Origin of the sequence: Bacteroides sp. AM44-19 (assembly GCF_003603395.1) — a bacterium.
GTDB classification, from domain to species: domain Bacteria; phylum Bacteroidota; class Bacteroidia; order Bacteroidales; family Bacteroidaceae; genus Bacteroides; species Bacteroides uniformis.
In genome coordinates this window covers 518,531-530,719 of sequence record NZ_QTNB01000001.1, presented here as the reverse complement: position 1 = coordinate 530,719, position 12,189 = coordinate 518,531, and the positions used below count along the sequence as shown (strand labels likewise).

General features: G+C 47.7%; 10 protein-coding genes. 7 read left to right on the top strand and 3 right to left on the bottom strand.

The genetic code is table 11. The annotated features are described in order from the left end of the window. The first annotated feature begins 52 nt into the window (after window positions 1-52). The 7 genes from DW947_RS02445 (at window position 53) to DW947_RS02415 (ending at window position 8,928) form a co-directional block, all read left to right on the top strand. Window positions 53-616, top strand: a complete 564-nt coding sequence (locus DW947_RS02445; protein ID WP_117866187.1) for a hypothetical protein — start codon at window positions 53-55, stop codon at window positions 614-616. Continuing rightward, window positions 609-2,519, top strand: a complete 1,911-nt coding sequence (locus DW947_RS02440) for a sensor histidine kinase (protein WP_117866186.1) — start codon at window positions 609-611, stop codon at window positions 2,517-2,519. Before DW947_RS02445 ends, DW947_RS02440 begins: the two co-directional genes overlap by 8 nt. Before the next feature lie 26 nt (window positions 2,520-2,545). Further along, window positions 2,546-4,291: a bifunctional metallophosphatase/5'-nucleotidase gene (locus tag DW947_RS02435; protein ID WP_117962756.1), complete on the top strand. Its 1,746-nt coding sequence runs from the start codon at window positions 2,546-2,548 to the stop codon at window positions 4,289-4,291. 45 nt (window positions 4,292-4,336) lie between these two features. Then, the gene (locus DW947_RS02430; protein WP_034525598.1) at window positions 4,337-4,675 is read left to right on the top strand and encodes a hypothetical protein; all 339 of its coding nucleotides are present in this window, start codon (window positions 4,337-4,339) and stop codon (window positions 4,673-4,675) included. 151 nt (window positions 4,676-4,826) lie between these two features. Beyond that, window positions 4,827-7,151 (top strand): TonB-dependent receptor, encoded by a 2,325-nt coding sequence (locus tag DW947_RS02425; RefSeq protein ID WP_016273450.1) that lies wholly within the window; start codon window positions 4,827-4,829, stop codon window positions 7,149-7,151. Window positions 7,152-7,225: 74 nt separating this feature from the next. Beyond that, window positions 7,226-8,104, top strand: a complete 879-nt coding sequence (locus DW947_RS02420; RefSeq protein ID WP_005836102.1) for a helix-turn-helix domain-containing protein — start codon at window positions 7,226-7,228, stop codon at window positions 8,102-8,104. A gap of 62 nt (window positions 8,105-8,166) precedes the next feature. Continuing rightward, window positions 8,167-8,928: a creatininase family protein gene (locus tag DW947_RS02415; RefSeq protein WP_117962758.1), complete on the top strand. Its 762-nt coding sequence runs from the start codon at window positions 8,167-8,169 to the stop codon at window positions 8,926-8,928. A gap of 187 nt (window positions 8,929-9,115) precedes the next feature. On the opposite strand, the gene DW947_RS02410 is transcribed toward DW947_RS02415, so the two are convergent. The 3 genes from DW947_RS02410 to DW947_RS02400 are packed head-to-tail and all read right to left on the bottom strand — an operon-like array spanning window position 9,116 to window position 12,171. After that, window positions 9,116-9,538, bottom strand: coding sequence for a BT0820 family HAD-type phosphatase (locus DW947_RS02410; protein WP_005836103.1), 423 nt, complete (start codon window positions 9,536-9,538; stop codon window positions 9,116-9,118). A 39-nt stretch (window positions 9,539-9,577) separates the two neighbouring features. Further along, window positions 9,578-10,882, bottom strand: a complete 1,305-nt coding sequence (locus DW947_RS02405; protein ID WP_171028986.1) for a carboxypeptidase-like regulatory domain-containing protein — start codon at window positions 10,880-10,882, stop codon at window positions 9,578-9,580. Between the two features lie 41 nt (window positions 10,883-10,923). After that, window positions 10,924-12,171 (bottom strand): YjbH domain-containing protein, encoded by a 1,248-nt coding sequence (locus DW947_RS02400; protein WP_044468733.1) that lies wholly within the window; start codon window positions 12,169-12,171, stop codon window positions 10,924-10,926. Between the last annotated feature and the right edge of the window lie 18 nt (window positions 12,172-12,189).

The following is a 12,189-nucleotide window of genomic DNA, read 5'->3' as shown; positions in this document are numbered from 1 at the left end:
TCATTTATTATTGCGAAGTTTGTCAACTATAACGAACTAATAAACAATAAATATGGAAGAAGCTAAAGGTCAATCGATTTTAGATAAAATGCTCACTACATTTATCAATACGTTAGTGAAAGCAGCCGAAAATGAGGCTCAAACACATTTCGGCAAAAACCTTGAGGAGGTATTGAAGCATTTCATGGCAAAAGTGAATAGCGATTTTGAAAAACAATGCCTGCTTTGGTATTTTACAAAAAAAGGTCAAACTATGACCGTGTCGTCAGAAGTCTTTGAGCGGATTGCGAAAGCGGCTGTTGCCTCGCGTGCGGCAAGCGAGAAGCTGTTTCATGGCCCACAGAAGGTAATCATTAAAGGAAAGGTCTATTATTCCCAAACCATTTCTTTCTATGAGAATGATGAATTTGATTATGCCTTGGGCTGTGCGACAATCTTCTTTGATGAGGAGGGCGTTCCCGTAGGCCTGAAGGATATTTATGACTTTAACGAAGCAAAACATCGTGATACCAATGCCGAGAGTGACACCACATTTATGGCTAAATTTGAAAAAGCAAATTTAGCAAAGTCCTACGCCATACTTTATGGCATTAACGACTACAAATTTAATGACTGATGTGTCTCGTGCCATATCGTCATGTATCATAGCATTATTCTGCTGTCTGTTACCGGTGTTCTCTATCACAGGAGAACATCCGGTACTGATTATCAGCTCCTATAATCCGGATGCCGGCCGTACTTCCGGCAACATCTCAGACTTTATGGAGGAGTTCCAACGCCTGGGCGGGACAAACACCATCGCATTGGAAAACATGAACTGCAAAAGCTTCTCCGAATCTCCCCTTTGGGAACGGAGGATGGTGGAGCTATTGTCCAAATACCAGGGCGATAACAGTCCGGCGCTGACCGTCCTTATTGGGCAGGAGGCTTGGGCTGCCTATCTTTCTCTGCCCGACTCTATACGCGGCAATACTCCGGTCGTAAGTGCATTGTCCAGCCGTAACGCCATATTGTTGCCGGGCGATACGGTCGACTTAAAGACCTGGATGCCCGAATCCGTCGACTTCTTCACGGATTTCCCCAGTTCGCCTATCAAGGCTGGCTTCGTTTATGAGTATGATGTGGAGGCCAACATCAATATGATAAAGCAGATGTATCCCGGCACCAAGAATATCGCTTTTGTCTCAGACAACAGTTATGGCGGCGTTGCCATGCAAGCCTATGTAGTGAAGGAGATGCAGAAGTTTCCGGAACTCAACCTGATTCTGCTGGACGGACGCGTCCATACCATATATACCATTTGTGACAGATTGCATGAGTTACCGGAAAATACAGCTATATTGATGGGGACATGGCGTGTGGACATGAACGATGGTTACTTCATGCGGAATGCAACCTACGCCATGATGGAAGCAGCTCCCACTTTGCCCACTTTCTCGCTCAGTTCCGTAGGCTTGGGATATTGGGCTGTGGCAGGTGTTGTTCCTGCCTACCGTGCTTTGGGCAAGGAGATGGCAAGACAGTCCTACCGCCTGCTGACCACCCCTCAGGATAGTGAGACCCATATGGAAATCATTCCGAATGAGACCATACTGGACGGCAAGCTCGTGAAGGAAAAGAAACTGAATATCGCCGGCCTTCCGCAGCCGGTAAAGATGCTGAACGTAACCCCTTCTTTCTACGAACAGTACAAGTATCATATCTGGTCTGTCGGTGCTGTTCTGTTGGTGCTGTTGGGCGGTTTGTTCGTTTCCCTTTACTTTTATTATCATACAAAGAAGTTGAAGGATGAACTGGAGGTATCCGAGGGGGCCTTGCGTGAAGCAAAGGACCGTGCCGAAGAATCCAGCCGCCTGAAGAGTGCTTTCCTTGCCAATATGAGCCACGAAATCCGTACTCCATTGAATGCGATTGTGGGCTTCTCGGACGTGCTGTCTGCCGGAGGAGCCTCGGAAGAAGAACAGCGTGGCTATTTCGAGATTATTAGGACCAACTCTGATTTGCTGCTTCGGTTGATTAATGACATATTGGATGTGTCCCGTTTGGAGGCCGACCGCGTCATCCTTTCTTTGGAGAGCTGCAATGTAGTGCAGATATGCCAGCAGGTAGTAGCTTCCGTGGCCCAGGCACGTAGGTCGACCAATCAATTCTTATTTGAGTGTGAACGTGAGGTAGTGGAGATGCGGACGGATGTGCAGCGTTTACAGCAGGTTGTGATAAATCTGCTTTCCAATGCGGACAAGTTTACAAAGGAAGGTACGATAACCTTGAAGCTGGAGCCGGATACGGCGAGGAATGTTGCAGTATTCTCGGTGACTGACTCTGGTTGCGGCATTCCATTGGACAAACAGAAACGGGTGTTCGAACGTTTCGAGAAGCTGAACGAATATGTGCAGGGAACCGGCTTGGGCTTGTCCATCTGTAAGCTGACCGTTGAGAAGTGGGGCGGCGAGATTTGGATAGATCCTGCCTATACGAATGGAGCGCGGTTTATGTTTACTCATCCTATGAACTTATAAGAACCGACAAGAAATAAGGAAATATAATGAAAAGATTTAGTTGTTTTTTTATCTGGATTTTTGTCCTGACAAGCATACTGCCTGCGCAGGAAAGAGAGGTGAAACTGAAAGTCGTACAGACCAGTGATATACACGGAAACTACTATCCCTACGACTTTATACGCCGCCGGGAGGCAACCGGCAGTCTGGCACGTGTGCATGCTTTGGTGCAAAAAGAACGTGAGGCTTATGGCAAAAATCTGATTCTCTTGGACAATGGTGACATTCTGCAGGGACAGCCCACAGCCTATTATTATAATTACATAGATACCGTTGCCCCTCATCTGGCAGCGGAGATGATGAATTTCATGGGGTATAATGCCGGTAATATGGGTAACCATGACGTAGAGACCGGCCGTACCGTTTTCGACCGTTGGGCAGGTGACTGCCGTTTTCCGATATTGGGTGCCAATATTGTGGATACTGCTACCGGAGAAACCCATTTCAAACCCTATGAGGTGCTGGAACGTGACGGAGTGAAAATTGTGGTTCTCGGTATGATAACTCCTGCCATCCCCGTGTGGCTTTCAGAGAATCTGTGGAAAGGGCTGCGTTTCGACGATATGGAGGAGACTGCCCGCAAATGGATGAAGATTATCCGTGAGCAGGAAAAGCCTGATTTGGTTATCGGTATGTTCCATGCCGGCCAGGATGCCCAGCTGATGGGAGGCAAGTATCGCGAAAACGCTTCGGTGGAAGTGGCGTGCAACGTGCCGGGATTCGATATTGTCCTGATGGGGCACGACCATGCGCGCGAATGCAAGAGGGTGTGCAACATAGCCGGTGACTCGGTACTGGTGATGGACCCTGCCAGCAACGGTGTCGTTGTGAGTAATGTGGATATAACCTTGAAACTGCGTGATGGTAAAGTTATAGACAAGAAGATAGACGGCATACTGTCCGATACGCAAGACTACGGCGTCAGCGAAGAGTTCATGCAACGCTTTGCCCCCGAAAATGAAGCTGTGCAGAATTTTGTTTCCAAGAAAATTGGTTCTTTTACCGAGACTATCTCCACACGTCCTGCTTATTTCGGTTCTTCCGCTTTTATAGACCTTATCCACGAATTGCAGTTGGCAATCAGCGGAGCGGATATTTCTTTTGCGGCTCCTTTGTCCTATGATACGGAAATCCGTAAAGGAGACATTTTTGTGAACGATATGTTCAATCTGTATAAGTACGAAAATATGCTTTACACCATGCGTCTGACGGGGAAGGAGATACGCGATGCCTTGGAGATGTCGTATGATTTGTGGACCAATCGGATGAAGTCTCCGGACGACCATATCCTTCTCTTCCGTGAGAAGCGCCGCGAAGGTGTTACGGATAGGGCCTCATTCAAGAATTTCAGCTTCAACTTCGATTCTGCGGCGGGTATTATCTACACGGTGGATGTGACCAAGCCGGATGGCGAGAAGGTAACCATTCTCAGCATGGCAGACGGTACCCCGTTCGATATGGATAAAATGTATAAGGTAGCGGTGAATTCTTATCGTGGAAACGGTGGTGGCGAATTGCTGACAAAGGGTTCCGGCATCTCGCAGGATGAATTGAAGGAGCGCATCATCCACTCTACGGATAAGGACTTACGCTATTATCTGATGCAGTACATCGAGCGAAAGAAGGTGATTGAACCGCGTGCGCTGAATCAGTGGAAGTTCATTCCCGAAGAATGGGCGGCTCCGGCTTCCAAGCGTGATTATGAGTTCTTGTTTGGCAAAGTTAAAGAATAATTCACTATCTTTGCGGCTCAAAATCTATAGTATAAGTTTTTGGGCGTGAAGCAGAAGAAAAAAATTATAGGTGCATTGAGCTTGCTGGTACTGTTTATCATGTACCAGGCAAGTATCACTGCGTTCACTCACGTCCATTATGTGAATGGGGTGATGATAACGCACTCGCACCCTTTTCATGGCACACACTCTCACTCTCAGACTTCCCTTCTGGTTATCGGGCATCTGTCGGTATTCCACTCTTCCGGGGTGGATGTGTATGAGGTTCAGCACCCGATGCGTCCTTTGCTGTCCATGCTCAGAGCCAAACCGGCAACGCCTACTGTAAAGGGGGAAGTTATACGTACTCTTTCCCTTCGCGCTCCTCCCGCTCTTTTTTCATAGTCATTAGGTTTAAAAACGCCTGGATTTTTTGCATGTAGATACCAGGTGTTTTAGTCTCGAATGTCCGGTATTTCAGTGAAAGAAGTGCGGCATTGCGGATTATTATCTTTTTTCAGACTTGAATTATTTTTTTATTTAGAGCGCTAATTTGATGAAACAATACATTTTGGCGTTGGTACTTGCAGTGGTAAGTGCCAGCGTAGCTTTTGCCGTAAATCCTATAAAGGAAGGCAATATGATTTCCGGCCATGTGATAGTGAAAGGTACGGAGGAAAATATACCGTATGCTACGGTTTTGATTATCGGCAGCGGTCAGGGAACGGTTTCTAATGAAGAAGGACAATTTGAGTTCCGCAAGCTTCCGGCGGGAAAATACAAGCTCCGTGTGTCGGCAGTGGGCTACAAGACCCAAGAGAAGGAAGTGACGGTGAGCAAGGACTTTACTGCCGTCATACATTTCCCGATGGAAGAGGAGAGTTTCATGACCGATGAAGTGGTGGTATCTGCCAACCGCAACGAGGTAAGCCGCAAGGCAGCTCCGGTAGTTGTAAATGTGATGAGTACCAAATTGTTCGAGATGGTCAACTCCACCGACCTTGCCAAGACACTGAACTACCAGTCGGGCCTGCGCGTGGAGAACAACTGCCAGAACTGCGGCTTCCCCCAGGTGCGCATCAATGGCTTGGAAGGTCCGTATTCGCAGATATTGATAAACAGCCGTCCCATCATCAGTGCATTGAGCGGTGTGTACGGATTGGAGCAAATCCCCGTGAACATGATTGAACGGGTAGAAGTGGTGCGTGGCGGAGGCTCTGCCCTGTTTGGCGCCAATGCTGTGGGAGGAACTATCAATATTATAACCAAAGACCCCATCAACAATTCCTTCCAGGTATCGAGCATGTTCTCCAATATGGACGGCAAGTCCTGGGAGCAATATATGGGTGGCAATGTGTCGCTGGTTGCCAAAGATAACTCTTACGGCATTGCCTTTTATGAGAGTTACCGCAACCGTAACCCCTACGACCGCGATGGCGATGGCTTTTCCGAGCTGGGCAAGCTGAACATGAATACCTTCGGTTTCCGCGCCTATTACCGTCCTACGCATTTCAGCCGCATCAATCTGGAATACCATACCACTAACGAACTTCGTCGCGGAGGCAACAAATTCGATTTGCAGCCGCACGAGACGGACATCACCGAGCAGACCAAGCATATCATCAATAGCGGAGGCGTGAGCTATGATTTGTTCTGGAAAGAGTACAAGCATAAGATTTCGGCTTACACCTCCATCCAGCACACCGACCGCAACAGCTACTATGGTGCCCAAAAGAACATGAATGCCTACGGCAAGACGAAAGACCTGACCTGGGTTGCCGGCGGCATGTACGTGGGCAATATGGACAACTGCTTCTTTGCCCCCGCCACCTTCACCGGCGGACTGGAATATCAGAACAACTCCCTGCACGACATCATGACCGGCTATCATCGTGACATGGAGCAGGATGTCCGCATTGCCAGCGCCTTCGTGCAGAATGAGTGGAAGATGAACGTACTGACCATGCTGGTCGGCGCCCGCCTGGACAAGCACAACCTGATAGACAAGCTTATTTTCAGCCCCCGCGTCAACCTGCTCTACAAGCCGACAGATGATTTTCAGGCACGCTTGACTTATTCTACCGGTTTCCGTGCTCCGCAGGCATACGATGAGGACTTGCACGTGACGGCAGTAGGCGGCAAGGGAGTCCAAATCAAACTCGCCGATAACCTGAGTGAAGAACGCTCCAACAGTTACAGCGGTTCGGTGGACTGGACTGCCCATCTGGGTCACTGGCAGGCAAACATCCTGGTGGAAGGTTTCTATACAGACCTGCGCCACGTCTTTGTGCTCGAAGATATCGGCAAGAACGAAGTAGGGGATGTCATCAAGGAGCGCCGCAACGGAAACGGTGCACGCGTATATGGTGCCAATCTGGATGTAAAGATTGCCCATGGCAAGGAGGCGCAGTTCCAGCTCGGATTTACGGCACAGCGCAGCCGCTATACCCATGAGGAAGCCTGGACGAAGGTGGACGGAGAAGACCTTACCACCAAGCGCATGCCCCGTACACCTGATTATTACGGGTACTTCACTTTCTCCTCCGCACCGGTAAAGAATTTTGATTTCTCTCTTTCCGGTACCTATACGGGAAAGATGATTGTTCCGCACTACGCACCGGAAGATGCTCCCGAGGGTGCCTTCTGTAATATCACTTCAGACCGCATGGAGCATACTCCCCAATTCCTGGACCTGAATGTGAAGCTGAACTACACCTTTGTGCTTCACGACCATATCAAACTCCAGTTGAACACGGGTGTACAGAACATCTTTAACAGTTTCCAGAAAGACCTGGATAAAGGGGAATTCCGCGATGCGGGTTATTTCTACGGACCGACGCAGCCGAGAACCTTCTTTATCGGTTTCAAGATAATGAACTAAAAGTTTCCATTTAAGAATTTTTAGAGCTAAATTCCGCAAAATAGTCCTACATTTGTCGCCAAAGCACAAAAACCATGGATACTAAGAGAATACGGAATGTAGACATTTCCCAGATACATCATTTGCCGATGATTGATTTCATCGGCAATGATTTTGCTATTTTTAATGACATCAAGGACATGCCTTTGAGCTCTTATCCCACCCGTTTGAATGCTGCTTGCCTGACTGTCTGCTTGAAAGGGTGGTGCAAACTGGAACTCAACCTGCAGCAATGTGAAATGCGGGAAGGTATGTTGGGTATTATTCTTCCCGACCAGATTGTTCTGCAACGCGAGCGTTCCGATGATTTTTCCGGTCTTTTCATTGCCGTCTCAAGGGATTTTATGGATATGGTGATACCTACCATGCAACAGCTTTTCCCTATGTTTTTCATGATTAAGGAGCGGCCCTTCGTTCACATCACTCCGGAGGAATCCCAATCGTTTCAGGAGTATCACTCTTTTCTTTGGAGCAAGGTGAAGCTGAAAGACAATCCTTTCCGTAAGGAAATCACTCAGGGGTTGCTGTTGGCCCTTTTTTATGAGATATATAATATCTATCAAGGACATGTCATCCAGGAACGCATTCCCAAAAGCAGGAAGGAAGACTTGTTCGAGCGCTTTATCCGTGCTATTTCCGAGTCCTATAAGGAAGAGCGCAGTGTGTCCTACTATGCTGATAAGATGTTCCTCACTGCCAAGCACCTTTCCACCGTAGTGAAGGAAATCAGCGGAAAGACGGCGGGCGAATGGATTGACAGTCTCGTCGTTTTGGAAGCCAAAGCCTTGTTGAAGTCTTCCGAGCTGAGCATTCAGGAAATTGCAGACGAGCTGCACTTTGCCAACCAGTCGTTCTTTGGCAAGTATTTCAAGCATCACACCGGTATGTCACCTAAAGAATATCGCCGGCAATAGGTTCAATGTGACGGAATAATGTTTATTTTTGCGGTAAAGATTTACCCCCAAAATAAACTATCATGGAAAAAAGAGAAATTGACCTTATTGTTTCCTGCTATGGAAAGGTGAAAGGAGTGAAGTATGACGTTGTCATCCTGCCTTGGGGAGCTACGGAGCCCCATAATCTGCATCTGCCTTATCTCACTGATTGTATTCTGCCGCATGACATTGCCGTAGATGCGGCTGCACTGGCTTTGCAGAATTCCGGTGTACGCTGCATGGTGATGCCTCCCGTACCTTTCGGTGCACACAATCCGGGGCAGCGCGAACTTCCGTTCTGCATCCATACCCGCTATTCCACCCAGCAGGCCATTCTGGAAGACATAGTTGCCTCCCTCTATGCACAAGGCATGCGTAAGCTGATTATTCTCAGCGGTCATGGCGGCAACAACTTCAAGGGAATGATTCGTGACCTGGCGTTTGTGTATCCCGATTTTCTGATTATCGCTGCCGACTGGTTCAGCATCGTCCCTCCCAAAGACTACTTTGAGGCTGTTGTCGACGACCATGCCGGCGAGTCTGAGACTTCCGTTATGATGCATTACCATCCCGAGCTGGTGAATTTGGCTGAGGCCGGTGACGGGGAATCCAAACCGTTTGCCATTCCTTCCTTGAATGAAAAGGTTGGCTGGGCTCCCCGCCATTGGGATAAGGCTACAGTCGACAGCGGGGTAGGGAACCCCAAAAAAGCTTCTGCCGAGAAAGGAGAACGTTATATGAAACCGGTGGTGGAAAAGTTGGCGAAACTCTTTACGGAAGTCGGCCTGGGAAGTCTGTATTGATGTACTTGGCTTCCGGCTATATATAAAAATAGGCAATAACCGTTGTGGATATTGCCTATTTTTTTAGTGCACCCTAAAAACTAATCTCTTTACTCTTATAAAAACTAATCTTTCTCTATTTCGAGTACAAAATTAGAAGGTTTTTGCGAGTTATGAATTGACATAAGTCAAAAATCTCATTCGGATATTATTTTTTCAAACGTGCCCAAAAGCCCTTCTTTTTCTGCCGGACCGGTTCACTGTTTTCGCGGAACAGTTCTTCGTAGGTCACTCCGTCATGTATCATGCGGTAGATGCTTCCCCAGTCAGGCAGTCCACCTAGGTTGCGGTCATCGATAAAGAGATCGGCTTTTACTTTGCGTGAAAAACCGGTGTGTGCGATGTCTTCTTCCGGATAGTCCCGGTTGACGGCATAGAATTCCACACCCCGTTTCCTACACCATTCCACAGCTTCCTCCAGGAGCTTCCCTTCACGTACCGACCATAAAATCAGCCGGTGACGCTCGTTTATCAGCATCTTCAGCGTAGCGGTGGCAAAGGGAATTTCTTCTCCTATCTGGGGATAGCGGTGTTCTACAATGGTACCGTCAAAATCAACGGCTATGGTCATAAATGAATAGCTTTTATTGGTTTCAGACTGTAGAAAAAATTATCCTTGACCGCCTGTGGTGCCGCCGGAGTGCTGGCTGACCGGATTGTTTGAATACTCTTCCTGATGTCCCGTGTAGCTTTTCAGCTCTACTTTTACGTCTTTGCTCTGGTTGCCTACTATTACTTTAAAGGTATATGTTTTCACGCGTACCATGCGCTTGCTGCCATACAGCAGTACATGGTTGCCACTGACACTTGCAGTCAGCTTTTGTTCAATTTCATAAGAACCGTTCGTACCTCCCTCTTCAGTTTCAATGTAGTTGTTGATGTATGTGGCCAGTGCATCGGATGCTCCTGCAGCTTTCAGCGCTTCAGCCGGAGAAACGGTATAGTCCCATCCGTTCTTGATTTTAAGGGTCAGGGTGATGTTTTCCAGCGCATCGTAATCTCTGTTCTCAATCTTGATTACCTCGGCTTTTCCATTCACTTCGTTGTAGCCGTTTGCTACACTGGCGGCAGCTTGTTTGGTAAATTTCACTCTAGGTGAATATTTGCCGGCTATCTTCTCGCCTTGCGGAATGGTAATGATGTAATTGTTATTGTTGAATCCCACGGTTTTAGCAGCGGCTCTGGTTGCAGGCGCCTCGCTGGATTCCACTTCCATGTTTTCCGGATCAAAATAGCCCAGGTTGGCATCAGTCGACGGATTGGGAATGGCAATGATGATATCTTCCTTGGCAACAGCGTCAGCCGGCTCTGTCTTGATGGCTACGTTATTTACAGAAGCCTTTGATGCTTCCGGTTGTGTGGAAGTTGCCGGATTGGCCTCACGTGCCTCTTCAAACACGACGGCTGCAATCTTGGTGTTTTCTTCCGTACCTCCGGTGGGTATGTTGATGGTGGCGGCATTCTCCTTTTCCGGATTTTCTATTTTCGGAGCCTCAATGGTGCTTCCGTCAGCCTCCTGCATCTCGCCGAATTCTATGGTTGTTGACATTTTTACATTTACCACCATCAGGCTGTGGTTGGCTGTTCCATCTGTAAATTCTGCTGTGGCCTCGTAGTCATCATGTCCTTCAGCTGTTACAGTGAGCGTGTAGATGCCGGTTTTGTTCACAGTCAGTGAGTATACGCCTTTTGCATCGGTTGTGGCAGAGTATTCGCCGCTTTTTACGGTGGCTCCTGCCAATGGACCGTTGGCATCGGTAATGGTACCTGCAATGTAGTAGGCTGTTTGACTTCTTAGCGGGTCTTCCACTTCTTCATACTTCTTGTCGTCATCGTGGCAAGATGTAAAGACTGTTGTGCTGAAGGTCATTGCAAACATCAATGCACCTCCTAAAAATAAACTTTTCTTTTTCATAATTTTCGTCATTTGATAAAACTAATCTGTTTAAATTATACTTATTTCGATTTTTCTTTTTGCAGTTCCTTTATAAGGAAATAGCGTATATAGTCCGGCTGGTAGAAGTTGCTGCTTCGGTTTTCGTTAGGGCGTGTACTGTAACTTTTTCCCAGTTGTTTTTCTATGTACTCTCCATCTGCCACCATGCCGTATGCCCATGCAAAGTAGTCAGCCGGTTTTACTCTGAAGAATCCTTTTCTACTCCATTTTTTTCCCGGCAGGGGGATGGCAAAATGAAATCCTCCGTTTATCTCTCCGTCTGTACAAAGGGCATACAAGCCGATGGCATACTCTCCGAAGTGCCGCGTACAGTCTCCTCTCACTCCATAATCACCGTAAATATATCTTCCTGCTTTCAAGTCGAACTGCAAGTTGAGGCGTGGTTCGTAGTACGAAGCATTCAGTGAGGCATTGATACGCTGTTTTCTGCCTATATACCAGCCGTCTTCCCGGGTGATGGCGGAGAAACCGGTGGAGCCTGCCGTTCCGCCCAGTTCCCAACGTCCGTTGTTGGTGCGGTATTTTATTTCCAGTTGTGCACCATATCTGTTGTTGGTGAAGTTACCCACCGTCATTTTCCCGAAGATGTTGTGCCTGAAGCGTACATCCTGCGATAGAGCTATGATTCCCGGTCTTATCCGTTTCATCTCTCCACTCAGATTGGTGGCTACGGGCAGTATCACTTGTGCGGTCATTTTCCCACCTTTCCATAGAGCCATTTCCACTGCCGGATTCAGGTTGATGGCATATGTATACAGTTCGTCAAACGTATTGTTCTCCAAAAACAAATCGGGGTATATCACCAAATCCACCTTCCAGGCAGACGGCACTTCTTCTTGACCGGCATTTTTCAATGCCTTCATGGCCGCATCCGTATCTACCGTAATTCCCATTTGCTGATATACTTGTGTCAGGCTAATTTCTCCGTTTCTGTATGCTGCCGTCAGTGTATCCGGCAGATTGATGCAAAGCCTGGGAATCCGGTTTTCCAGTACCACCAATTGCAAATCGCCCTTCGTCTTGCTTCCCAAGCAGGCATCTATGGCTTTGCCCACTCCGGTGTAGGTACTTCTATATACGTTGTTCTCAAAACTTACAGTGGTTACCCCTGGGGTCTGTGCACATCGTATATTTTCCATACCGATGGCTTTCAAGCTCTCTGTCACTTGGGCATCTGCCATTGCAGAAATACCACAGAACCATATTGCCAGTATCCACTTCAAACCGTTTTTTCTCTTGTTCTTCATCTTATTCTCCAATCCCTA